The organism is Pseudomonas sp. Larv2_ips (assembly GCF_963879675.1).
Taxonomy (GTDB): domain Bacteria; phylum Pseudomonadota; class Gammaproteobacteria; order Pseudomonadales; family Pseudomonadaceae; genus Aquipseudomonas.
Genome location: NZ_CAWOAW010000027.1, coordinates 1,851,441 through 1,876,323, shown reverse-complemented (window position 1 = coordinate 1,876,323; position 24,883 = coordinate 1,851,441). Strand labels below are relative to the sequence as shown.

Below are 24,883 nucleotides of genomic sequence, written 5' to 3'. Positions count from 1 at the left end.
ACACGGCTAACCCGGCGTCCTGCCGGGTTACCCACGGATTCAAGCCTGCGTTCGGCCAGCGTGGTTTAACGGGGCGCCCAAAATCAAAATCAAAAGCAGATCAAGATCAAGATCAAAAGCAGAGCACGGCGGCCTGGTAGCCGACCTGAGTGGTTGGATCAAAAGCGGACGCGAGGCGGCCTGACAGCCGACCTGATCTTGAAGGCTGAACCCAATTCAATGTGGGAGCTGGCTTGCCTGCGATGGCATCTACTGGTTATGCCTGATACACCGAGGTGTCTGCATCGCAGGCAAGCCAGCTTCCACAGAAAAGCAAAGCACTGCGGTGGTGGAGACTGCACTCGGTCAAATTGTGGGAGCGGGCTTGCTCGCGAAGACGGTGGGTCAGTCAGCTCATGTGTAGCTGACACACCGCCTTCGCGAGCAAGCCCGCTCCCACATTTGGATCGCAGTGCATCAGATAGAAGCGCGTTGCTGTGCTGTTGACCCGCTTTTGCTTCTACCACTCAGGTCGGCTACTAGGCCGCCGTGCTCTGCTCTTGATCTTGCTTTTGACTTTGATCTGACAGGCCCCGTTAAACCACGCTGGCCGAACGCAGGCTTGAATCCGTGGGTAACCCGGCAGGACGCCGGGTTAGCCGTGTTGGGCCATGGATGGCCCGTCACGGCGGCCCACGGATTCAAGCCGGAGTGAGGGCACACCGAGCCTAAGCGAGGTGCCGAGTGGTGGGGCAAAGACCTTTTGGTTACTTTTGGGGCGTTTGCCAAAAGTGACCCGCTGTAAGAGCGGAACCCTAAGTAGCCGTTACCGCAGCAACGGATATACACTCCCCCAAAAGCCCCCCACTCAAATCCGCCGACGCCGACCAAGCTGCGGAATAGCCGTCTGCACAACATCCACACCCTCCACCCGTGTCGCAGTGCAGGCTGCAAGCTGCGCCAAGGTCGGCTGACTGAACAACATCCGCGCATCCACATCCAACCCCGTCTTGCGCATACGCGCCACCAAACTCACCGCCAGCAACGAATGCCCGCCCAGCTCGAAGAAATGGTCATGCCGCCCTACCCGCTCCAACTTCAAGACCTGCGCCCAAATCCCCGCCATCAAGGTTTCCACCTCACCAACCGGCGCTTCATACGCACGGCTGACCACCGCCTCCAACCCCGGCTCAGGCAGCGCCTTGCGATCAAGCTTACCGGCAGGATTAAGCGGCAATACCTCAAGCTGCACAAAAGCCGCCGGCACCATGTACTCCGGCAATTGCTCCAGCACATACGCACGCAAGGCCTCCAGGCTCGGCGCCTGAGCGCGCAGGGTGAAGTAGGCCACCAGCCGCTCATCGCGAATCAGCACCGCCACTTCGCGCAACGCCGGATGCGCCGCCAGACGTGACTCGATCTCCCCCAGCTCCAGGCGCACCCCGCGCAGCTTGACCTGAAAGTCATTGCGCCCCAGAAATTCCAGATTACCGTCCGGCAAGTAACGCACCAGATCGCCCGTGCGGTACAGCCGGTCACCCGCCACGAACGGGCTGTCGATAAAGCGCTCGGCCGTCATCTGCTCCAGCCCCAGATAACCCCGCGCTACGCCAACGCCGCCGATATGCAACTGGCCGCTGACGCCCATCGGCACCGGCGCATCGTGTTCGTCCAGCACATACAGACGCGTGTTGTTGATCGCACGGCCAATCGGCAACTGCAAGGCCGGCACCGGATCGCCGGGTTCCAACGTCCACGCGCTGCTGTCCACCGTGGCTTCGGTGGGCCCGTAGACGTTATGCAAACGCACCTTGGGCAAGCGCGCCTGCACGCCACGGGCCAGGGCTTCGGTGAGTTCGCCGCCGCCGCAGAGCACGTCGGTGAGGCTGGTGCACAACGCCGACTCTTCCAGCTCGAGAAACTGCTGCAACATTGCCGGCACGAACTTGATCACCGTGATCTGCTGCTCGCGGATCACTTGCGCCAGATAAGCCGGTTCACGGTGGCCGTCGGGCCGCGCAAGGACCAGGCGCATGCCGTTGGCCAGCGGCCAGAACAGCTCCCACACCGAGCCGTCGAAACTGAACGGCGCACGTTGCAACAACGCGCCGCCTTCGGCATTCGGGCACAGCCGGGAGCCCCAGTGCATCAGGTTGCCCAGGCCGCGATGTTCGATCATCACGCCTTTTGGCGTGCCGGTGGAGCCCGAGGTGTACATCACGTAGGCCAGGTTGGCGACGCTCAAGCCGGGCACCGACGGATTGCCGATGGGCGCCTGGCTCCAGGCGTTCTGGTCAAAGTCGATCACCGGGACAGACACCGCGCCCGGCACGTCGCGGGTGGCGGCGTGCACCAGCAGGGCCACCGGTTGGCTGTCGTTGAGCATGTAGGCCAGGCGCTCGCGCGGATACCCAGGGTCGAGCGGCACATAGGCGCCGCCCGCCTTGAGAATCGCCAGCAAACCCACCACCAGGTCCAGCCCGCGTTCGACACACAGCGCCACCCGCGAATCCGGCTCAACCCCGCGTTCACGCAGGTGAAAGGCCAGCTGATTCGCGCGCTCATTGAGCTCGCGGTAGGTCAGTTGCCGTTCGCCGGCCTGTACCGCAATGGCATGGGGAATGTGCCGCGCGTGGGCTTCAAAGAGCGCCTGCACGGTAAGGGTTTCCGGGTAGTCGGTTTCAGTGGCGTTAAGGTCCACCAACAGCCGATTAAGCTCGCTGGCAGGCAGCACCGGCACCGTGCGCAATGGCGTGGCCGGTGCGTGTTCAAGGGCATGGGCCAGGCCATGCAGGGTCGTGTCCAGGTACGCCAACAGTCGCTCGGCGCCAACCTTGCGCGGCGCCTTGGCCTTGAGCCGAAAGCCACTGGCAACGTCGTCAACGGTGAGCATCAACGGGTAACTGACGATATCTTCACTGCTGAGCAACGCAATGCCCGGCACCAGGTTCAGGCGTGGGTCGGCGTCGGTGTGACGGTAGTTGAGCAGGCTGTTGAACAGCGGCGACGCACTGCTGCAACGCTGGGCCAATGCGAGCGAAGCCTGTTCATGGGCCAATAACGCGCTGAGCTGGGTGTGGGTGTCGTTGAGCGCATCGAGCACGGTTTGCCCGGCCAGGCGCACGCGCAACGGCAAGGTATTGATGAACATGCCCAGCGCGCGATCAGCGCCTTCGCCGGCTTGCAGACGGCCGAGCAGCACGGTGCCGAACACCACGTCATCGCGGCTCGCGACACGGCTGAGCACGTGCGCCCAGGCCAGATGAAACAGGCTGGCAGCGCTGACGCCAAGGGCACGCGCCTGGGCCCGCAGGCGTTGGTTGAGCACGTCGCCGAGGGGTTGTTCGGACTCCTCGATTTCAGCGCGGTCCGCCTGCCGCTCCTGCAAGCCGAACGCCAGGGTCGGCTCGTCGACATCCGCCAGGCGCTCGCGGAAGAACGCCTCGTGGGCGGCCTGTCGTTCCGGCGCCCGGGTCTGTGCGACCACATTGCGATACGGCACTGGCACCGGCAGTTGCGCCTGCTCCCCAAGCAAGTGCGCGCGAATTTCGTCCACCAGCACGGTGGTTGAGGTGGCGTCGTTGACCAGGTGATGGAAACGCAGTTTGGCAACCCAGCGCCGGTTGTGCGGTTCTTCGGCGTAATCCAGGGCCATCAGCGGCGCCTGGCGCAAGTCCAGTGGCTGATGTTGTTCGCGCAGGGGTTGAACCCGCAATTGTGCATCGCGCCACACCACTTGCATGGGCTGGTCCAGGGCATCCCACACCAGGCTGGTACGCAGGATATCGTGACGGTTGATCACCTGTTGCAACGCCTGGGCAAACGCGTCGAGCTGCGCGCGACTGGCGAAACTGAACAGCGCATGTTGCTGGTAGGGATCGCGCTCGTCGGTGAGGTGGTGGTAAAGCAAGCCCTCCTGCAACGGCGCCAGCGGATAGATTTCCTGCACATTGGCCGCTCCTCCGGGAATGCCGGCGACGATGCGATCAATGCCGGGCTGATCCAGGTCGGCCAGTGCGAGCATGTCTGGCGTGATGTGCGTGCAACCCGACGGGATGCGGTTAGCCGGCACCTGTTTGTCGCTGCCGGCACTGGCCGCCGCCAACGCTGCCAGGGTGGGCTGGCCGAACAACACCTGCACGTCGGCGCGCAACCCGGCATCACGCATGCGTTGCACCAGTTGCACCGCCAGCAGCGAGTGCCCGCCCAACTCGAAGAAATGATCATGACGCCCTACCTGCTGCACGTGCAGCAATTGCGTCCAGATCTGCGCCAGGGTGGTTTCCACGCCTTCGCGTGGTGCTTCAAACAACCGCGTCACGAAAGCCGCTTGTGTGGGCGCCGGCAAGGCCTTGCGGTCGAGCTTGCCGTTGGCGGTGAGCGGGAAAGCCGCCAGCTTCACGTAGGCCGCCGGCAGCATGTAGTCAGGCAACGAGGCTTGCAGATGGGCACGCAGCGATTCGACAGTGACGCTGGCGCGTTCGACATACCACGCCAGCAATTGCCCCTCACGAAACAGCACGGCGGCTTCCATGACGGCCGGGTGCGTGGCCAGCGCAGATTCGATTTCCCCCAGCTCGATACGCACGCCGCGGATTTTCACCTGATCGTCATTGCGGCCCAGGTACTCGAGATTGCCGTCGGGCAGCCAACGGGCCAGGTCGCCGGTGCGGTACATCCGGCCGTCGCTGAAGGGGTCATCGAGAAAGCGTTCGCCGGTCAGTTCCGGACGGTTGAGATACCCGCGCGCCACGCCTTTGCCGCCGACGTACAACTCCCCCGCCACACCGATGGGCACCGGGCGTTGCTGCTCATCAAGCAAGTAAACGCAGGCGTTGGCGACCGGTGCGCCGATATGCAGCGGCCCGCCCACTTCGACACGCCCGGAGGTGGCGACCACCGTGGCTTCGGTGGGGCCGTAGTTGTTGATCACGTCGAAGGTCTGCGTTCGGCTGAACGAGCGCAGACGGTCGCCGCCGATCAGCAATGTACGCAATGTAGGGTGTTCCAGGCGCTGACTGAAGGCGTACTCGGCCACCGGCGTCGGCAAAAAGCACACCTGCAACGGTTGCGCGCGCCACCAACTGAGCAATGCATCGACGTCCTGCGCGTCATCCTGTGCCGGCGGCAGGTGCAGCGTCGCGCCCACACACAGTGCCGGCCAGACTTCCCAGGCCATCGCATCAAACCCGAAGCCGGCCACGCTGGCCGTGTGGCTGCCGGCGCGCAGGTCGAACGCCCGGCAATGCCAGTCCACCAGGTTCGCCACCGTATGGTGCTCGACCATCACGCCCTTGGGCTGCCCGGTGGAGCCGGAGGTGTAGATCACATAGGCAAGGTTCGACGGCGTGACGGCGACCCGCGGACTCTCGCCCAGGTGCCCGGCCGGGTGCTCCAGGCGGATGACCGGCACGTCCAGCAAAGGCAGGCGATGCAGCAAATCCTGCTGGGTCAGCACCGCCACGGGCGCACTGTCGTGCAACAGGTAGTTCAGGCGTTCGGCAGGATGGGCCGGGTCCACGGGGACATAACAGGCGCCGGATTTGAGGATCGCCAACAACCCCACCAAGGTGTCCAGGCCACGCCGGGCCACAATCGCCACGCGATCGTCCAGCTGCACGCCGTGTTCGAGCAACTGCCAGGCCAGCGCATTGGCCTGTTGATCGAGCTGGGCGTAGGTCAGTTGCCGGCCCTGGTGCACCGCCGCGATGGCCTGCGGCGTGCGGGCGGCTTGCGCTTCTATGCGCGCGTGCAGGGTTTGCTGCTCGGTGGCGGGTTGTGCGGTGGCATTCCAACGCAGCAATTGGGCCTGTTCGGCGGGCGTGACCAGGGACAACTCACCCACGCTCAGCGCGGTGTCTTCCAGGCCCTGCTCCAGCAGCCAGGTAAAGCGCTGCGCCATCGCTTTCACGTCGTCGTGCTGGAAATACGCCTCGTTGTACACGCAATGCAGGCACGCGGTGTCCTGGTAACGGTTGCTGCGCAGGTGGATGGCAATCGGCAGCGGCTCATGATGGTTGGAAACCTTGATCGCGCGGGCCTGGACCTGACCGTAACGCAGGTCGTGGTCGTCCTGCTCGAAGGACACCGACAGGTCGAACAACTGACCGCGATCTGTACGCCGCAGGCCCAGCTCACGGTTCATCTCGCTCAACGGGAAGCGTTGATGACGGAAATCCTGCTTGAGCTGGTCACGTATGCCACGCACCAAGGCGCTGAAGGGCAAGTGCTGGCTGAACTGAAAACGCACCGCACTCACCTGGGTGAACAAACCCACGGTAGAACGAAAACGCGCGTTGGAGCGGTTGAGGATCGGCAACCCCACCACCCATTCATCGCGTTGGCTGGTGCGGGTGAAATACACGTACATCGCCGCCAGCAACACATGAAAGGCCGAGGCCTGATACCGGTTGGCCACTTGTTCCATGCGGTTGAGCAGCGCCACCGGGAACGCTTGCACCAGCGTATTGCTCGGCGCCTGCGCGTTGTGCCGAGGCGTCAACAGCGGCGCGGGCAGCACCTGGTATTTGTCCAGCCAATAGGCGCGGTCACGGGCGTAACGCGCCGATTGCAGGTAGCGCTGGTCGGTGTCGATGAAGTCGATATAGGACGGCGCCAGTGGCTCCGGTTGCCGACCTTGCTCCAGGTCGCTGTACAGCCGAGCCAGGGATTGCAGCATCTGGCCAAAGCCCCAGCCGTCGAGGATCAGGTGGTGAGCCTGGGTCCCGAGACGGTAATGGTCATCGTCGAGTTTGACCAGGAAAAACCGAAACAGCGGTTCACCGCTCATGGCGTACGGGCGGGCCATTTGCGCCTGCATCAATGCCTGGGTCGCGACCTGCGGGTCGGGCAGCGCAGAGAAATCGTACTGCCCCACTTCCACCGCCATGGCAGGGACGAAGGTTTGCCGAGGCAGACCCTGGTCGTCGCTATGCAGCTGGGTGCGCAATGCATCGTGTTTGGCCACCAGCCGCTCGACCGCGCGTTGGATCAAATCGGGGACCACCGGCCCGGCAAAATCGACATAGCCGCCGATGTTGTACAGCGGTGAGTCGCCCACACGCAGTTGGTCGAGCCAGATGTCCTGTTGGGCAGCGGTGAGGGGGAAGCTGGCCGGCTGGCGGGTGAGATGCGTCATAAGATCCTTCTCATGGGAGGTCAGGCACTGGCCGCGCGAGGGCCCATTTCGCCGAAATTGGCGGATTTGAGCATGGGGGTTCGGGGCTGTCTGTCACCCGAAACCCGGACATCAGAAAGGCGCAAAACGGCCTTGGCTGAGGGTTCATTGCTGAATCGATTAAACGTTTGTAGGAAATTGGCTATTTGTGGCCGCTACCAATGCTTAAAGGGTTCGTTTAAAAAATTATATTTTCCATGTAAATCAATAATTTAATTAAATCTAAAAACGATAGGCGGTTTTTCGTGGGCGGAATAAGCCGTCAGAAACGTCGAATTAATGACGTGGTTTTTATGGCAGGTTGTGTCCCTCGTTTCCGCTGCATACGTAGGACAAATCCCTATGGCTAAATAAAATCTCGAACGCCGAATTACGTTCAAGGAGCACGGACCGCGCCTCACAAACCCAGGGCGCCCCGTCGACGGTTTTCGACATCAAGGATGAGATGGCTATGAGTCTGACCCGCAGTATTGGCGACACACAGAGCCCGCATTTCTACGCCGAAATGGGTGAGTTGATTTCAAGCAGTGGCCACCAGCACTTCGCCGCCAACATGTTGCACCTCGTGGACAAGTGGGTGCCGATTCATCTGGTGGACCTCAGTGAATGGACGCTCGACGAGCTGCGCGACAGCGTGCGCGAGATCAAGCTCCTGGGCAGCGCCGGCGTTAAAAATGACCTGTCTGCGCCGCAGACCCTGCACCCCATCAAGGATCACCCGCTGCTGCGGCAAATGCTGCGCATGCAGGACCCGCTGCTGATTCAGATGAAGGCCAAGGCCAACAGTGCGCACCCGCGCGGCAGCTCACACCAGTGCAACCTGGTGTCGCGCCAGGGCAATCGACGCTGCGTGATTTCGTTCTATCGCCCGCCAACCCAGCCAGGGTTTTCGCTGGCGCAGTTGTCGTTTCTCAAGTGCCTGTCGGACACCCTGCTGCCGTTGATGGAACGGCACGCGCAGATCCTGCGCCAGGCACCGCACACCGAGATCGAGCCGGCGCACAACCCGCTGGAGCAATCGCAGCTGCAGCGCGAGTTCTACAAGCGTTTGTCGTTAAGCGATATCACCCTCTCGGCGCGTGAGCAGGAAGTGTGCCTGGGCCTGTTGACCGGCGGCACCGTGCCGCAAATGGCGGAAAAACTCAGCGTGAAAAACAGCTCGATTGAAACCTACCTCAAACGCGCCGCTGCCAAGTTGGGCGTCAGTGGCCGACATGGCCTGGCCAAATGGATGGTTGGCGCCTGATGAACAAAGCGATGCTCACAACGGTAGGCATGGCCTGGATGCTCGGCGGTTGCTCGCTGATCCCCGAGTACCAGCGGCCAGCGCCGCCTGTGCCTGCGCAGTACCCGCAAAGCGGGGTTTACCGCCTGGCGCAATCGGGCACCGTGGCGATAACACAGGACTGGCAGCATGTGTTCCACGACCCTGCCTTGCAGCAGTTGATCGCCAATGCGCTGCTCAACAACCGCGACCTGCGCGTTGCGGCGCTGAATGTGCAGGCGTTCCAGGCGCAGTACCGCATCCAGCGTGCGGACCTGTTCCCGGCCCTGTCCGCCACAGGCGCCGGCAAACGCCAAAAGTTGCCAGGCGATGTGACCGGCACCGGCAAGTCTGCGATTACTTCCAATTATTCCGCCACGTTGGGGCTCAGCGCTTATGAACTGGATTTGTTCGGCCGTGTGCGCAGCCTCAGCGAACAGGCGATGCTCACGTACCTGGGCACCGAAGAGGCGCGACGCAGCGCGCAGTTGAGCCTGGTGGCCAACGTCGCCAATGCGTACCTGACCTGGCGCGCCGACCAGGAACTGCTGGCCCTGGCCCAGCAAACCCTGGAAGCCGACGACCACAGCTGGCAGCTCACCAGCCGCAGCAAAAGCGCGGGCAAGGCCTCGGCGCTGGACGTGGTGCAAGCGCGCACCGCAGTGGAAAGCACGCGTGCGAGCGTGGCCCGTTATGAACGCCAGGTCGCCCAGGACCTGAACAACCTCGCCCTGCTGGTGGGCGCGCCAGTAGATGAGCGTTTGCCCGCGCGACCGCTCGCCGATGAACTGGTGGCGCGCGTGCCCGCAGGGCTGCCGTCCGACGTGCTGCAGCGGCGCCCGGATATTCTCCAGGCCGAATATCAGTTACAGGCCGCCAACGCCAATATCGGCGCGGCGCGCGCGGCGTTCTTTCCATCCGTGACCCTCACGGCCAACGCCGGCAGCACCAGCACGCAGCTGTCGGGGTTGTTCAAGGGCGGCTCGGGCACCTGGACGTTCCAGCCGCAGATCAACCTGCCGATTTTCAACGCCGGCAGCCTGCGCGCGAGTCTCGACTACGCAAAACTGCAAAAGGACATCACCGTGGCCCAGTATGAAAAGTCGATCCAGACGGCTTTTCAGGAAGTCGCCGACGGCCTCGCCGCCCGCCAGACCTTTAATGACCAGCTGGATGCACAACGCGATTTCGTCGCGGCCAACCAGGCCTATTACGACCTGGCCCAACACCGCTATCGCAGCGGCGTGGACAGCAACCTGACGTTTCTCGATGCACAGCGCTCGTTGTTCAGTTCGCAACAAGCGCTGATTGTCGACCGGCTGGCACAGTTGGTGGCGGAGGTGAATCTGTATACCGCGCTGGGTGGCGCGTGGGGGGATACGCCGGTGCTGGCGACGGCAAAATAAAGCGGGTTTGGATGTGGGCTAGCCACATCCTTTGTGCAGCGTTCAAGGGTTGCGCTGTGCCACCCGCCACACCTTGTTGCCCACATCGTCTGCCACCAGCAACGCGCCTTGCGCGTCGAGGGTCACACCCACCGGCCGGCCTTGGGCCTGGCCCGCGGCATTCAGAAAACCGGTCAGGAAGTCGACCGGCGTGCCAGCAGGTTTGCCGTCCTTGAAGGCAATGAACACCACCTTGTAACCGGCCTGCGGGTTGCGGTTCCACGAACCGTGCTCACCGACAAACACGCCATCGGCGAACGCCGTCGGCATGCCCCGCGCGTCCGAGAAGGTCAGGCCCAACGGCGCGACGTGCGTGCCAAGGGCGTAGTCGGGGGCAATGGCCTGGGCCACTTTGTCCGGACGCGGCGGTTGCACGCGCACATCGACGTGGGCGCCGTAGTAGCTCCACGGCCAGCCGTAGAACGCGCCGTCCTGCACCGAGGTGAGGTAATCGGGCACCAGGTCGCTGCCGATTTCGTCACGCTCGTTGACCACTGTCCACAGTTGTGTGGAGCCGGGCTTCCAGGCCAGGCCATTGGGGTTGCGCAAGCCGCTGGCGAACAGGCGTTTCTTACCGCTGGCGAGGTCCAGTTCCCAGATGGCCGCGCGGCCTTCTTCGGCGTCGAGGCCGTTTTCACCGACATTGCTGTTGGAACCCACGGTCACATAGAGCCGCGTGCCGTCCGGGTTGGCCAGCAGGTTTTTGGTCCAGTGATGGTTGATCCCGGCCGGCAGCTCGGTGACCTTTACCGGCGTGGCGTCTATATGGGTCTGGCCCGAGGTATACGGCACCTTGACCACCGCGTCGGCGTTGCCGATGTACAGCTCATCGCCCACCAGCGCCATGCCGAAGGGCGATGTCAGGCCGGCAAGGAACTCAGTGCGTACTTCGGCGTGACCATCGTGATCGGCGTCGCGCAGCAAGGTGATGCGGTTAGCGCTGGGCGTATCGGCGCCCACCCGGCCCATCACAAATCCCATCGCGGTACGGCGTGCCCAGGCGATCAAGCCCGTGCCGCCGTCAGTGGCGCCTTCGGGCATCGGTGGGTGATTGCTTTCGGCGACCAGCACATCGCCATTGGGCAAGGTGTAGACCCAGCGCGGGTGGTCGAGATTGTCGGCCAGCGCCGTCACGGTGAAACCTTCAGGCGCCGTGGGCTGGGCGTTGCCGGGCCAACCGACGGCCTTGGAGACGTTGAGTGTGGGGATCAGCGACGTGCTGGGTTCCGGTAATTGCGGGGTGGGGCCAACGCTGGCCTGGAACGGCAACTTGGACGATTCACCACAGGCGGTGAGAGCAGTGGCAGCGCAGATCAGGAGCGCAAGGCGGCTCGGTACATTCATGGTTGAAACCTCGGGGCAAAATCCCGACGGAGTATTGCGTGATGGGGCGCGGGTAAACACCGGCAGTGGCGCAATTGAATATTAACCGGCGGGCACGAATGCCAAGGGATGCGCCTGGCCGGCTTGCGGCAACCACTCCGGCCGCGCTGCAAGTCACAGCCAACGGCCCATCGCCAGGCTGAACGGCGAGAACTCGGCAAACTGCCAACGCAATGCCAACGCTGCCGGGCGCCGTACCGCATGCTCCACGGTCAGCGTCCATAGCCGCTGGGCACCGTCGAACATGGCCACCTCTGGGCCGCTGAGGATCAGCGCGGTGCGTCCGGCAATCTGCAGCACGTCGCCCGATTCGAAGTCGATAAACAACAGCCCCGCCACCGGGTTGGCCGACAGGTTGCCCAAGGTGTTGAAGAACAGATTGCCGGCGAAGTCGGGAATGGTCAGCACATTGCCGTCGACGCGCACGAAGCCGGTGTTGCCGCCGCGATGGGAAACGTCTACCGAGCGTGCGCCCTCCTCGTCAACGTAGCTTGCGACGAAGAAGGTGTCAGCGTTGCGGATCAAGTCTTGCGCGGCGTCATCCAGGCCGTTCAAGGGCTCGACCAAGGTGCCGGGTTTGCGCGCGATCCACTCGACCGGGCGCCGTTGAATGTACTTGGGGCAGTTGCCGAACGTGTGCACCACATCGACCGAAAAGCCAGCGTGACCAAGGCTGCCCACGCGCCCGTTCATGCGGTTGCGGCGGCGGGTAGTGAGGTCGATGCCCAGCAGGCCCACGGACGCACCGCGGTGTAACGCAGCCAGCGCCGGATCGCCTTTGGACGGCAAGCTGTCGATCTGCAACGTGTGCGGGTCGGGTGAATGGGCAAACCCCGGCGCGCCTTCGAGCAGCGTCGCCCAAGGGATGCCCTGCGCATCCACCACCGCGAGCATCAAGTAGGGCAACAGCGGATAAAAATCCCGATGCTGCTCCGGCAAATGGTCGCGGATCACCTTGGGCCCCACGACTGCCATGCGCTCGGCAACGCCGGCGCTTTGCTGCATCTGCCGTTCGCCGGCATGCCAGGGGGAGGGTTCGATCTGGTTCATGGCGCACTCCTCAGGTTCGATGAGTGAATGCTGCGCCCTGTCACCCATCAAGAGAATGCCCACGCTTGGCAATCCAGCATTACGCCAACTGAAACGCCGGATGGTCCCGCAGCGCTGCCACGCAGTGATCGACAAAACTGCGCACGCGCATCGGCGCGTTGCGGCCTTCGCGGTACACCACGTGCACCGCCAGCGCCGGCAGTTCAAAGGCCGGTAGCAGGCGACGCAACTGGCCGCTCGCCAACTGTTCATGCACCGGGTAGCTGAGGCAGCGAATCAGCCCCGCACCGTGCACAGCGGCATTGATCGCGCCCTGCACCGTGGTGCAACTCAAGCGTGCGCGCGCCTTTAATGAGCCGCCTTTGAAGCCCCAGTCAACCTGATCGGCACTGGCGATCAGGCGATGCTGCTTGAGGTCGTCAGGATGCGCCGGCTCGCCGTGAGCGGCCAGGTAGTCGGGGCTGGCGCAGAGAATCGGGCGCACCTGCCCCACCCTCCGGGCGATCAGTGACGAACTGGGCAGTTCACCGACCAGGATTGCCACGTCCAACCCCTCTTCATGCAGGTTGGGGTAATGGTCGTGATAGCGGGCGACGAGACGCACGTCGGGGTAGCGCTCCATATAGCCAGCCAACACCGGCGCCATGACGTAGCGGCTGAACAGAAACGGCAGAAAGACTTGCAGGTTACCCTGAGGCTGCGCGTGCAAACCCTGGGCCGAGGCTTCGGCGGCGTCCACCGCGGCCAGCAGGCGTAGGCAGTCAGCCAGGTAGACGCTGCCTGCGTCGGTCAGGCTCACACCTCGCGTACTGCGTTGCAGCAACTGCGCGTGCAGGCGCGCCTCCATACGCGCAATCGCACGCATCAGGGTCGGGCTGGAGACGTGTGCGTGACGGGCCGCCGAGGCCAGGCTCGGTTGCCCGGCGAGCGCCGCAAACAGCTGCATGTCGCGATAACGTTCCATCAACTGCGCCGCTTCAACGCCGGGTTCAGGGCCGCGTCCTGCCCGAGGCGATGGGTGAGAAAGTCGACAAAGGTATGGATTTTGGCCGGTACCCGGCCGCTCTTCTGGAACACCACCTGGATCGGCAGCGGCGCCGGCTCGAAATCCTCCAGCACAATCTCCAGCTCGCCCGCCGCCACCGCCGCTGCGACTTGATAGGACAGCACCCGCGTCATGCCCCAACCCAACCGCGCCAGGTGGATCGCCGCGTTATTGGCCGTGACCACCAGACGCGGCTCGATAGGCACGGTCAGCGGCTGGCCGCCGTCGACAAACCGCCACTCGCTCACCAACTGGCTGGAGGACGACGTGACGATCTTCGCTTCACGCAGTTGCTCTGGCCGCGCCGGCCTTGCGTGCTGGTCGAGATACCCTGGCGCAGCACACACTACGCGGCGCACTTCACCCACCTTGATCGCCTGCTGCCCCGGCTCTTGCAGATGGCCGATGCGCACGGCCACCTCCACGCCTTCATCGACCATGTTCACCACGCGATCGACCAGCAAGGCGTTGATGCTCACCCGCGGAAAACGGTCCAGGTAATCGCCCAGCACCGGCGCCACATACAACTCGCCGAACAGCACGGGCGCGGTCAGCGTCAGTTGACCGCTCGGGATGGAATAACTGCCTGCCGCCGCTGCCTCGGCCTCGTTCAGTTCGGCGAGGATGCGTCGGCAATCTTCCAGGTAACGCTGGCCGGCTTCGGTCAGGTGCAGGCTGCGCGTGGTGCGCGCCAGCAGTTGCGTGCCGATGCGTTGCTCCATGGCGGCAATGGTCCGGGTCACGCTGGGCGGCGAGGTTTTCAGGCGGCGTGCGGCAGCGGCGAAGCCCGCCTCCTCGGCGACCGCGAGAAATACCTGCATTTCATGAAATCGGTCCATCGGCGCTCACTCTTCTAGCCACAGATCATTTATTGCGCTTGCAGCCCCACTGCCGTGCGCGGCATGCCGACAAAGCCCGGCAAGGCCTCGATGCTGGCAAGCCAGGTCCGCACCTGAGGGTAGTCGGCCAGCGACACATTGCCTTCCGGCGCGTGGGCGACGTAGGTGTAAAAGGCAATATCGGCAATACTCGGCTGTTCGCTGGCCAGGAAGCGGCTTTGGCCCAGTTGCTGCTCCACCAGCGTCAGCAGCGCGTGCGAGCGACTGATGGCGGTGACGGTATCGACCTCGGCGCCAAACACCACGGCCAGTCGCGCGGCCGCCGGCCCGGCGTGAAGTTGACCGGCAGCGGCCGACAGCCAGCGCTGCACGCGCGCCTGGCCGACAGGATCACTCGGCAGCCAGTGGCCGTCGCCGTAGGTGTTCGCGAGGTAGACCAGGATCGCATTGGAATCGGCCAACACCGTGCCGTTGTCATCGATCACCGGCACCTGGCCGAAGGGGTTGAGGCGGGCCATAAAGTCCGGGGACTTCTGCGCGCCGTGCTTGAGGTCAACCAGAATAAATTCGCGGGGCAGCCGCAACAGCGACAACATCAGCTCCACGCGGTGAGAGTGGCCAGACAGTGGGAAACCATACAGTTTGATCGCAGACTGAGACATGAAAGGCTCCAAGGATGGGGGATCGACGCCCGCATGTTCTACCGCTGCACTGATCGAGAGAATCATCAGGATTTACAATCGAGCATTTCACCGGACGAAACAATCACTGCGCGAATAATTCCATGATCAGGCTGAACAGCGTGATCTTCACCGCGCTGTCCAGCTCGGTCCAGGCCAGTCCGGTACTGGCCTCATACGCCCCCAGCTCAAGGTGACGCGCCACGCAATTGGCCGGCAGCGCGCGCGCCGCCTGTTGCGGCAACACCCCGACGCCCAACCCCGCAGACACCAGCGCAAGCATGGTGGTGAACTCACCCAGTTCCGAGGCGATGTCCAGCGTGATGCCCAGGGCATTGATGAACTCGTCGTAGAACCCCGGCGCATAACGACGCGCGAGGATGTACACCGGCACGTTGAGCAAGTCCTTGGGCTGGAGGGTGGTCTGGGCCGCCAAAGGATGATCGACCGGCAGTGCCACGCAAAAACTTTCACGCAATACCGCGCGGGTCTGCACGCCGGGATGGGCGGCCGGCAGGCGCATCAGACCGAAATCCAACAGGCCGTTTTTCAAGGCGGCGGCTTGATCGGGGCCGGGCATGTCCTTGAGTTCCAGCTCGATACGCGGGTAGCGCAGATGCACGGCGCGGATCAGCTGCGGCAACAATTGCGGCAATACCGACGACACAAACCCCAGACGCACTCGGCCGATTTCGCCACGATGAGACGCCCGCGCGGCGTCTGCGGCGCGCGCGGCCTGGTGCAAGGTGGCCTGGGCTTCGGGCAAAAATGCGCGCCCTGCTTCGGTCAGCGTCACCGAGTGGCGATTGCGATCCAGCAGGCGCACACCCAGGCCGCTTTCCAGCAACTTGATCTGCATGCTCAGCGCTGGCTGCACAATCGATAACTGCGCCGCCGCCCGGCCGAAGTGCAGTTGCTGGGCAAGCACCACGAAGGCGCGCAAGTGTTTTAACTCCACGAAATCTCCCGGTTATCAAAAACCATGATCACCCGATCACAAATGAAAATTGGACGCTGACCCGCGCCTGCGGTGAAGTAACGCACCGTCATACACGATATGACAGGGCTTGGCCTATAACAATGAGAACAAGGAGGCAGCATGCTCGGCATGGCTAACGACACTTATCTGCTGGTGGATGCGCTGGTCACGATTATCGGATTGATATTGTTGATCACCCATTTGAAGGTCCATCCGTTTGTCGCGCTCACCGTCGCCGCAGGCTTTCTTGGCCTGACCTCCGGCATGCCGGTGGACAAGGTGATGAAGTCTTTCCAGGACGGTTTTGGCGGCGTACTCGGGTTTGTCGGCATCATTCTTGGCCTGGGCACCATGCTCGGCAAACTGATGGCCGACTCCGGCGGCGCCGATCAGATCGCGCGCACGTTGATTCGCGCATTTGGCAAACAGCGCGTGCACTGGGCAATGATGTTCTCGGCGTTCCTGGTGGGCATTCCGCTGTTTTTCGAGATCGGGTTTGTGCTGCTGATCCCTCTGGTGTTCATCGTGGCACGCCGTACCGGGCTGTCGCTGATCAAGGTCGGCATGCCGCTGCTCGCCGGGTTGTCGGTGGTGCACGGGCTGGTGCCGCCGCATCCGGGGCCGCTGCTGGCCATCGGGATTTTTGGCGCGGACATCGGCAAAACGATTTTCTACGGGCTGATTGTCGGCCTGCCCACGGCGGTGATCGCAGGCCCGCTGTTCGGCAACCTGATTTCACGCTACGTCCCCGGCCACGCATCGCCGGAACTGATGGAGCAACTGGCGAAAGAGTCCACGGGGGAAAACCTGCCGGGCTTTGGCATCACCGTCACCACCATCCTGTTGCCGGTGGTGCTGATGTTGCTCAAGACCTTCGCCGACGTGGCCTTCGCTGCCGACAGCGTGTTCCGCGTGTGGATGGACTTTATCGGCCACCCGATCACCGCGTTGCTCGCGGCGCTGCTGCTGGCGTTCTATACCTTTGGGGCGGCCCGCGGTTTCTCGCGTGAACAGCTGAGCAAGCTATTGGATTCAAGCTTGGCCCCGACCGCCGCGATTGTGCTGATCGTCGGCGCAGGCGGCGGCTTCAAGCAGATGCTGGTGGCCAGCGGCGTCGGCGACGTGATCGGGCACATGGCGGTGCGCGCCGAGATCTCGCCGATCCTGCTGGCGTGGCTGGTGGCGGCGGTGATTCGCGTGGCCACCGGTTCCGCCACCGTGGCGACGATCACCGGTGCGGGAATTGTCGCGCCAGTGATCGGGCTGATGCCCGGCGTGAACCGTGAGCTGCTGGTGCTCGCCACCGGTGCCGGTTCGCTGGTGCTGTCGCATGTCAACGATGCCGGGTTCTGGTTGGTGAAGCAGTATTTCAACATGACCGTCGTCGAAACTTTCAAGACCTGGACGCTGATGGAGACCGTGCTCTCCTTCGCCGCCCTGGGGTTCATCATGCTGCTGTCGTTGGTGGTGTGAAGCGTTAGGAGAGGTAGCCCATGCAAAGCGTTTTAGACAACTTCCGCCTCGATGGCCGGCTCGCGCTGGTCACCGGTTCCAGTGCCGGTATCGGCCTGGCGATTGCCCGTGGTCTGGCCCAGGCCGGTGCGCGGGTGGTGCTCAACGGGCGCAACCGCGCCACCTTGCGCGATGCGGCCGCACTGCTGACGCTCGAGGGCCTGGAGGTGCACACCCAGGCATTCGATGTGACCGACAGCGCGGCGATCCAGGCCGCCGTGGCCGACATCGAGGCGCGCCTGGGGCCACTGGAAATCCTCGTCAACAACGCCGGCATGCAACGCCGTGGCCCGCTGGAAGACTACAGCGAGCAACACTGGCGCGAGCTGATCAGCACCAACCTCGACAGCGCCTTCCTGGTCGGCCAGGCCGTGGCCCGAGCGATGATCCCGCGCAAGCGTGGGCGCATCATCAATATCTGCTCGGTACAAAGCGAGCTGGGCCGCCCTGGCATCGCGCCGTACGCGGCGAGCAAGGGCGCGTTGAAAATGCTCACCAAGGGCATGGCCATCGACTGGGGCCCGCACGGGCTGACCGTCAACGGCATCGGGCCCGGCTACTTCAAGACCGAACTGAACGCCAACCTGGTGGCCAACCCCGACTTCAGCGACTGGCTGGTGCAGCGCACGCCGAGCCGCCGTTGGGGCGACGTGGCCGAACTGGCCGGTGCCGCGGTATTCCTCGCCAGTGACGCGGCCAGCTTCGTCAACGGTCATATCCTCTACGTCGACGGTGGCATCACCGCGTCGCTGTAATCCTGGAGAATTTTATGCACGCTATCGTCTGTCACGCTTCAAAGGACCTGCGGGTCGATCCCCAGGATGAACCGCAACCCCTCGCCCCCGACCAGCTGCGCGTGCGCATCGCGCGGGGCGGTATCTGCGGTTCGGATTTGCACTACTACCAGCACGGTGGCTTCGGCACCGTGCGCCTGCGCGAGCCGATGGTGCTCGGCCACGAAGTGTCGGCGGTGATCGACGCGGTAGGCAGCGACGCCGGGGTATTCAAGGTTGGCGAGCGCATTGCAGTGTCGCCATCGCGCCCCTGCGGCGGCTGCCGCTATTGCCATCAGGGCTTGCCCAATCACTGCCTGAACATGCGCTTCTACGGCAGCGCAATGCCCTTTCCCCACATCCAGGGCGCGTTTCGCCAGAGCCTGGTGATCGAGACCCATCAGGCGCATCGCCTGGCCGACCACGTCAGCCTCGCCGAGGGCGCACTGGCCGAGCCGTTGTCAGTAGGCTTGCACGCGATTCAGCGCGCTGGCGCGGTGTTCGGTAAACGCGTGCTGGTGACCGGCTGCGGCCCGATTGGCAACTTGCTGATCGGCAGCCTGCGTGCTGCCGGTGCCGGTGAAATCGTGGCCGTGGACGTGTCCGCCAGCGCCCTCGCCTGCGCCGAAAAGATGGGCGCCACACGCACCCACAACATCGCCGACGGCGCCGATGCGCTCAAGCGCTACACCGCCGAAAAGGGCTATTTCGAGGTGATGTTCGAGGTCTCCGGCAGCGCCCAGGCCCTGCGCAGTGGCCTGGATTGCATCGCCCCGCGCGGGGTGTTGGTGACGGTGGGCCTGGGCGGTGATGTGTCGCTGCCGCTGAATTTGCTGGTCAGTCGTGAGATCGACTTGCGCGGCACCTTCCGGTTCCACGCGGAGTTTGCCCAGGCGGTGGATTTGCTCAATCGCCAGATCGTCGATGTACGCCCGGTGATCTCCCACACCGTGCCGTTTGGCGAGGCGGTGCAGGCGTTTGAGTTGGCGGCGGACAAGACCCAGGCGATGAAAGTGGTGTTGGATTTTGGTGTGCCGGATCTGGATTGACGCCTGGCCTGGAATGCAATCTCCCCAGCAAAGTTGATCCCTGTGGGAGCTGGCTTGCCTGCGAAAGCGGTGGCTCAGTTACACATGAGCTGGCTGCCCCACCGCATTCGCGAGCAAGCCCGCTCCCACATTTGATCAACATCAGTGCTGAAGGCTGCGCAGGTCGCTGGGCCGACTGGACCAGTGCCGAGTGTCTGTCTACGCTCACCACCGAGTGGAACCCTCCATCGCCAAGGGTTGCAACAACACGTAAGGCTCAGGCGCGCTCTTCAAGCCTGAAGCGCAAAAAACGATGGCTCTTGGAAAACAACCGGCGGTAGGTGAGCAGTACCGCACCTACCGTGCCCAACGCCGACGACGCGGCGATCAGAAACATGATCACGATCTGGTAGCGCACCGCGTCCACCGGGCTCTCACCCGCCAGCACCTGGCCGGTCATCATGCCGGGCAGGCTGACGATGCCGACCACGGTCATCTGGTTCAGCGTCGGGATCATCCCGGCGCGCACAGCCTGGCGGATGGCTTCCTGCGCGGCTTCCCAGCGCGAACCGCCCAACGCCAGGATCATTTCGATGGTGTTGCGCCCCGAGGTCAGTTCCTGGGTCATGCGCTCGATGCCCAGTGACACGCCGGTCAGGGTATTGCCAAGGATCATCCCCAGAATCGGAATCGCATACTGCGGCTCGTACCACGGGTGGATGCGGATCACCGCAAACAACCCCACCGCCGTGACCAGCCAGGAGCTGCCCCACACCGACAGGATGCTGTCGACCCGTTGCCCGCGATAGGTCCTGCGCCCACGTCCGGCCGCCGACAGGCCGGCGATCAAAGTCATCGCGCACATCAGCGGCAGCACCACGTACCAGTAGGCAAACTCGAACACCCAGCCCAGCAGATAACCAATGGCCAACAGTTGCACCACCGTGCGCACCGCCGCCCACAGCAACTGGCGACCCAGGCCCAGGCGCAAGAGCAACGACAGCGCGCCGTTGATCAGGATCAGCGAGGCGGCGATGCCCATGTCCAGCGCGGTAAGGTTTTGATAATTCATGGTTGGGCCACTGCGCTCAGCACGCCGGCGCTCATCTGCAGGTGGATGGCGCTCATGCGTTGGGCCTGGTCGAGGTCGTGGGACACCCAGATGAAAGCACGCGAGTTGTCGCCGGCAAACCAGGCGTCGATCAGCGCTTCCACATCACGGGAGGAAGTGGGATCGAGGGCCGCTGTGGGTTCGTCGAGCAACAGCACTTCGGGGTTGAGTTGCAGCGTGCGGATCAGCGCGACCACCTGGGCTTCACCGCCCGACAGGTCACCGGCATTTTTGTGCAGAAAGTCCGCAGTTTTCCCGGCATGCCCCAGCAGCGTGGTCACCGCCTGCAGGTCAAAGCGGCGCTTGCGCAACGTCTTGAGGCTGAACGGAAAACGCAGGTTGTCCTGCACCGTGCCCTCAAGCAGCGCAGGGCGTTGCGACAGGTAGCTGATGTGGCTGCGGTAATGGGGAATGTCGGCATTGGCAACCGGCTGGCCGTTCCACAGAATCTGCCCCGAGGTGGGCGCATCCAGCAGCGCCAGCGCGCGCAGGAACACGCTTTTGCCGGAGCCGGAAGAACCGGTGATCGACACGCGGTCGGCGCTGTTGAGGGTGAAGTCCGTCGGTTCAAGCAAGGCCACTTGGCGACGCTCGTCCACGCGCGTGAGGGCGCGGGTTTCTATCAGTGCGCTCATGGACGCGGTGTTCCTCTTAAATCGTGTTGGGCGCAATGGTGCGGCAGGTGCACGAAGATTTCATGAAAAAATTCAAACTATCGCCATTCATGTCGTTCACACCTTCACGTGCAACGTAAAACAGGAGGCGACATGCAATACCGACAACTGGGCCATTCAGGCCTGCTGGTATCCGAAATCATCCTGGGCACCGTGCCCTTCGGCGGTCGCGCCGAGTTCGAAAAGTGCGGCGCGGTGGACGTGCCGCAGGCCAGGCGCATGTTCGACATCGCGTTCGACGCCGGCGTGAATATGGTCGACACCGCCGACCTCTATTCCCACGGCCTGGCCGAAGAAGTGGTGGGCAAGGCCTTGGGCGACAAGCGTCACGACATCCTGTTGGCCACCAAGGGGCGCAGCCCGGTGGACAAAAACCCGAACAACTCCGGGTCCTCGCGCTACCACTTGATTCGCGCCTGCGAAGCCAGCTTGAAGCGCCTGGGCACCGACCACATCGACCTGTACCAATTGCACAATTGGGACGGCATGACGCCCATCGAGGAAACCCTCGAAGCACTGCGACTGTTGGTCGGTTCGGGGAAGATCCGCTACTTCGGCACCAGCAACTTCACGGCCTGGCAAATGATGAAAACCCTGGGCAAGGCCGAGCTGCACGGCATGCTCAAGCCCATCACCCAGCAGATTTACTACACGCCGGAATCGCGCGAAGCCGAATATGAACTGCTGCCGCTGGCACTCGACCAGTCCGTCGGCACGCTGGTGTGGGGCCCGATGGGGGAAGGCCTGCTGACCGGTTCGACGCGGCGCGGGCACACACCACCGGCCACTACCCGCCAAGGCAGTGGCTGGCCGGAACCCTATGTGCATGACCAGGAACGCGCGCTGGATATCATCGAAACCCTCGCCGCCGTGGGCGACGAGCACGGTGTATCGGTGGCGCGCACGTGCCTGGCGTGGCTCAAGGATCGCCCGGGCATTACCTCGCTGATCGTCGGCGCCCGCACCGAAGCACACTTGCGCGACAACCTTGCGGCGACCGAACTCAAACTCACCGAAGAACAGTCTTCACGCATCGAGGCGGTGACACGGCGCCAGCCGTTGTACCCGTACTGGCATCGCTTCACTGCCGGGATTGACCGTTTTGATCCGGCGGAGCAGCCGTTCCTGGCCGAGCATCAAAAGACCATGGATGCGCGCAAGGACAAATAAGAGCGACACGACAAAAAGGTGGGAGCGGGCCTGCCCGCGAAGGCGATGGTTCCGTCAGCGCATTGGCTGACGGACACCGCGCCATCGCGGCCAGGCCCGTTCCCACACTGGCAGGGTTGCACTGAGCGCCAATGCTGCCTATATTTCCCGCCTGGCGCTCTCTACGCCACCTTCCGCGGAAAGGGCTGCGCCCAAGACACTCAAGCTGCATTTCATTTTTACGACTCCCAACCTTAAAGCGGAAAAGGTCTGTGCAAGGAGATCGTATGTCGCAACGCCCTTTATCCTCCAACACCGATGGCCGTCTTAACCTTGAGCAGCAGCGCAAGCGCGCCAAGGAACTGTTGCCGCGCCTGAAAAGCCAGGACCCTACCGCCACGTTGTCCCAGGCCCAATGGCACGTCGCCCGGCAACTGGGGTTCAGCAGTTGGCCCAAGCTCAAGGCGCACGTCGACGCCCTCGACTTCGCCGCCCGCCATCCCGCGTTTGAGGCCAGCGATGAAGCCCGTACCAGCCACTGGCGTTGCGGCAGCGACATTGCCCATAGCCTGCAGGTGGCTGGGTTCAAAGGCCGGTTCCAGATGCTCACCGATCCGCTGTGCATGGGGCCGGTGCGTGACCTTCCCGGCGACGCATTCCGCGCGATGCGCAGCGCGTTTATCAGCCAGGCCTTCGCCCTGGACCCCACCGAAGTCGCGCGGCGCATCAACGATGAATACCACCAGCTTGGAGCCTTGGCCGACGCCGATCACAGCGTGCTGTGGTGTGAGGCGGATGCCTACGACCAGCTGTTCCTGATCCGCGCGTTGGCCGGGCTTGAGCAGGCACCGCGCAAGCTTGAGCTGATCGAAGTGGACCGCATTCCCGGCGTCGAGCGGTTTATCGGCATTGGCCAACTGGCACCCGATGTCCTCGCGTGGTTATGGCCACAGCGCCGGTTGATCGACGATGAGGCCGTGCAACTGGCCAAGCAGGCCTGGTCGGCTTACTGCAACCCCTCGCCGGTCAACTGGGCGCAACTGGCTCAGGGCAACCACCGCGCCCTGCCCTTGCTCGCGCCGGCACTGACGCGTCAATTGCAGGAATTGCCAGGCAGGCGCGATGGTTTGTCACTCACCGAACGCTTGTCCCTGCAGTACATCGCCGAAGCCGGGCCCGTACCGTTCGGTCGGGTGTTCGCAGAACTGATGGGCAAGCGCGAGCCGCTGCCGTTTCTGGGCGACACGATGTTTCATGCGTTGTTGCGGCCGTTGATCGATGGTGACCAGCCGTTACTGGTCGAGACTGCAACCGAGCCCGAATGGCCGCGTCGCCCACTCGCACTGACCCCACTGGGGCACGCGGTGCTGAACGCCGACGCTTATTGGCTGGACCACGCCAACCAGGTGCGTTGGGTTGGCGGAGTGTGCCTGGAACCCCGCCAACCCCACTGGACGCTGGATGACGACCACCAGCCTTTATGGCGTGATTGACGGCCGCGGTTCGTGGATCGGGCACCCGTTGTGCTCGGCCCTGAACCCCGACGACATCTCGTAAGCCGGTTTACGCACGCGCATTACTCCGCCCAACGGGCGATGCGCCGCCAGCCCGTGCCACGGGCTGAAGGCCATGCCGTCGTCGATTTTCTGGACGTTTTCAGGGCTCCAGGCCGCTTGGGGCTCAAGGTCGATGCGCGCCACGGTCACGTACGGGCTGAGGTCCTCGGGCCATTGCACGGAAGCATCCTCGATGGGCATTTTTTCCAGGTCAGTGGCCAGTTGCACGCGCACCTCCCAAGTGCCGCCGCTCTGGGCAAAGTAAGCCTCAACGGCTGCGCGCAGTCCGTCGGGGTTATCGCCAAAGTCCACGTGCAAGTCGGTCAATGCCGTCAGGTTGGACGACACCGGCACCACAGCGATTTTGGCGTAGTAAGGGCCATAGAGCATCGGCACCACGCTGGAAAAGCTCTCGCCGAGGATATGGGTCTGCGGATGGCCGCCGAGGCTTTTCAGCGTGCCGCTTTCGCCGCCCATGGATTCGAGTGTGGCTTCCACGCCTCGCAACAGCGCCGAGAAGGCTTTTTTCATGCCCGGCGCCTTGTCAGTGGTCTTGGCCAACAATTTCAGCGTCTTCAAAAAAGCCTTGGGCGTTGCGGCCGTGAAGGCCTTGGCGTTTTGCATGACGAAATCCTGGGTGACCTCGCCCTCACTGCCCGGCAATCGCGGGCCGTCCACGCCGACGATCTTGATTGCCAACCCGCGGGGCGTGGACACCTTGTCATCGAGAATATCGCCTGGGTTGGTCGAAAAGCGCAGGTACACCGGCAAGCGCACCGGTTTGGCGAAGGCGCCCTGGGCCAGTGTGGCGGGCAGGTTTTCCAGCACGCTGATGTGCCCGCGCAGCAAGCCATGGGCCTTGGCGTGGACACTGCGAGTGGCATGGCCATTGTCGCGAAAGGTAGTTTCCATGATGCCGTGCAGCGCTTCAGCCAGCTCCTTGCTGGTCTGCGCTTCATCATCGGGAATCTGTTCGAATGACGGCTCAAAAGCCAAAGGCTGAATCGCTGGGTTGACTGCAGGTAGGTCGTTCATCAGGCGTCTCTCCGCTCGGCAAGGTATTCACGGCAGGCTTTTTTCTAATAGGCAGCGACGACTGAATAAATGCGGCCGTCTTGATTGATAGGGCCGAGGCAGAGAAACGGATGTTCAACAAATCCGCACGGCGTCGGACGAGCGGTTAGCCTGCCGCCCGGAAGCCCGCTCGAACCTTTTGCCAAGCGTACTCGTCGTAACGTT

The 24,883-nt window shown here is 63.3% G+C and carries 17 protein-coding genes; 7 read left to right on the top strand and 10 right to left on the bottom strand.

The window, feature by feature from the left end; translation table 11 throughout:
* Positions 1-847 precede the first annotated feature (847 nt).
* Positions 848-7,117, bottom strand: coding sequence for a non-ribosomal peptide synthetase (locus AACV02_RS25410; protein ID WP_119742764.1), 6,270 nt, complete (start codon positions 7,115-7,117; stop codon positions 848-850).
* Between the two features lie 490 nt (positions 7,118-7,607).
* On the opposite strand from AACV02_RS25410, the gene AACV02_RS25405 reads away from it, so the two are divergent.
* Both AACV02_RS25405 and AACV02_RS25400 read left to right on the top strand, forming a co-directional pair.
* On the top strand, positions 7,608-8,402 hold the full coding sequence (locus AACV02_RS25405; RefSeq protein ID WP_106578919.1) for a helix-turn-helix transcriptional regulator: 795 nt from the start codon (positions 7,608-7,610) through the stop codon (positions 8,400-8,402).
* Positions 8,402-9,826, top strand: a complete 1,425-nt coding sequence (locus AACV02_RS25400) for an efflux transporter outer membrane subunit (protein WP_119742839.1) — start codon at positions 8,402-8,404, stop codon at positions 9,824-9,826. Before AACV02_RS25405 ends, AACV02_RS25400 begins: the two co-directional genes overlap by 1 nt.
* Before the next feature lie 42 nt (positions 9,827-9,868).
* On the opposite strand, the gene AACV02_RS25395 is transcribed toward AACV02_RS25400, so the two are convergent.
* The 6 genes from AACV02_RS25395 to AACV02_RS25370 form a co-directional block, all read right to left on the bottom strand.
* Positions 9,869-11,209 carry a PQQ-dependent sugar dehydrogenase gene (locus AACV02_RS25395; RefSeq protein WP_119742762.1) on the bottom strand — a complete coding sequence of 447 codons (1,341 nt, stop codon included), beginning with the start codon at positions 11,207-11,209 and terminating at the stop codon, positions 9,869-9,871.
* A 153-nt stretch (positions 11,210-11,362) separates the two neighbouring features.
* Complete coding sequence (locus AACV02_RS25390) at positions 11,363-12,298, bottom strand: pyridoxamine 5'-phosphate oxidase family protein (protein WP_119742760.1); 936 nt, start codon at positions 12,296-12,298, stop codon at positions 11,363-11,365.
* A 79-nt stretch (positions 12,299-12,377) separates the two neighbouring features.
* Entirely contained in the window at positions 12,378-13,262 is an 885-nt protein-coding gene (locus AACV02_RS25385; RefSeq protein ID WP_119742758.1) for a LysR family transcriptional regulator, read from the bottom strand.
* Complete coding sequence (locus AACV02_RS25380; RefSeq protein WP_119742756.1) at positions 13,262-14,182, bottom strand: LysR family transcriptional regulator; 921 nt, start codon at positions 14,180-14,182, stop codon at positions 13,262-13,264. Before AACV02_RS25380 ends, AACV02_RS25385 begins: the two co-directional genes overlap by 1 nt.
* 29 nt (positions 14,183-14,211) lie before the next feature.
* Positions 14,212-14,844, bottom strand: coding sequence for a glutathione S-transferase family protein (locus AACV02_RS25375; protein WP_119742754.1), 633 nt, complete (start codon positions 14,842-14,844; stop codon positions 14,212-14,214).
* A gap of 103 nt (positions 14,845-14,947) precedes the next feature.
* Positions 14,948-15,820 (bottom strand): LysR family transcriptional regulator, encoded by an 873-nt coding sequence (locus AACV02_RS25370; RefSeq protein WP_119742752.1) that lies wholly within the window; start codon positions 15,818-15,820, stop codon positions 14,948-14,950.
* A 141-nt stretch (positions 15,821-15,961) separates the two neighbouring features.
* On the opposite strand from AACV02_RS25370, the gene AACV02_RS25365 reads away from it, so the two are divergent.
* From AACV02_RS25365 to AACV02_RS25355, 3 genes are read left to right on the top strand one after another with little or no spacing between them, the layout of a single operon-like run.
* A complete protein-coding gene (locus tag AACV02_RS25365) occupies positions 15,962-17,314 on the top strand; it encodes a GntP family permease (RefSeq protein WP_106578926.1) in 1,353 nt (450 codons plus the stop codon).
* Positions 17,315-17,334: 20 nt separating this feature from the next.
* A complete protein-coding gene (locus AACV02_RS25360) occupies positions 17,335-18,108 on the top strand; it encodes a glucose 1-dehydrogenase (RefSeq protein WP_106578927.1) in 774 nt (257 codons plus the stop codon).
* Between the two features lie 14 nt (positions 18,109-18,122).
* Complete coding sequence (locus tag AACV02_RS25355) at positions 18,123-19,175, top strand: L-idonate 5-dehydrogenase (protein ID WP_119742750.1); 1,053 nt, start codon at positions 18,123-18,125, stop codon at positions 19,173-19,175.
* Positions 19,176-19,431: 256 nt separating this feature from the next.
* Here AACV02_RS25355 and AACV02_RS25350 read toward each other — a convergent pair whose 3' ends face one another.
* Positions 19,432-20,226, bottom strand: a complete 795-nt coding sequence (locus AACV02_RS25350; RefSeq protein WP_119742748.1) for an ABC transporter permease — start codon at positions 20,224-20,226, stop codon at positions 19,432-19,434.
* Complete coding sequence (locus AACV02_RS25345) at positions 20,223-20,900, bottom strand: ABC transporter ATP-binding protein (RefSeq protein ID WP_119742746.1); 678 nt, start codon at positions 20,898-20,900, stop codon at positions 20,223-20,225. Before AACV02_RS25345 ends, AACV02_RS25350 begins: the two co-directional genes overlap by 4 nt.
* A gap of 132 nt (positions 20,901-21,032) precedes the next feature.
* Between AACV02_RS25345 and AACV02_RS25340 the strand changes: the two genes are divergently transcribed.
* Positions 21,033-22,109, top strand: a complete 1,077-nt coding sequence (locus AACV02_RS25340; protein ID WP_119742743.1) for an aldo/keto reductase — start codon at positions 21,033-21,035, stop codon at positions 22,107-22,109.
* A 266-nt stretch (positions 22,110-22,375) separates the two neighbouring features.
* On the top strand, positions 22,376-23,581 hold the full coding sequence (locus tag AACV02_RS25335; protein WP_119742741.1) for a DUF1835 domain-containing protein: 1,206 nt from the start codon (positions 22,376-22,378) through the stop codon (positions 23,579-23,581).
* On the opposite strand, the gene AACV02_RS25330 is transcribed toward AACV02_RS25335, so the two are convergent.
* On the bottom strand, positions 23,567-24,682 hold the full coding sequence (locus tag AACV02_RS25330) for a catalase family protein (protein WP_372239333.1): 1,116 nt from the start codon (positions 24,680-24,682) through the stop codon (positions 23,567-23,569). The genes AACV02_RS25335 and AACV02_RS25330 overlap by 15 nt on opposite strands.
* Between the last annotated feature and the right edge of the window lie 201 nt (positions 24,683-24,883).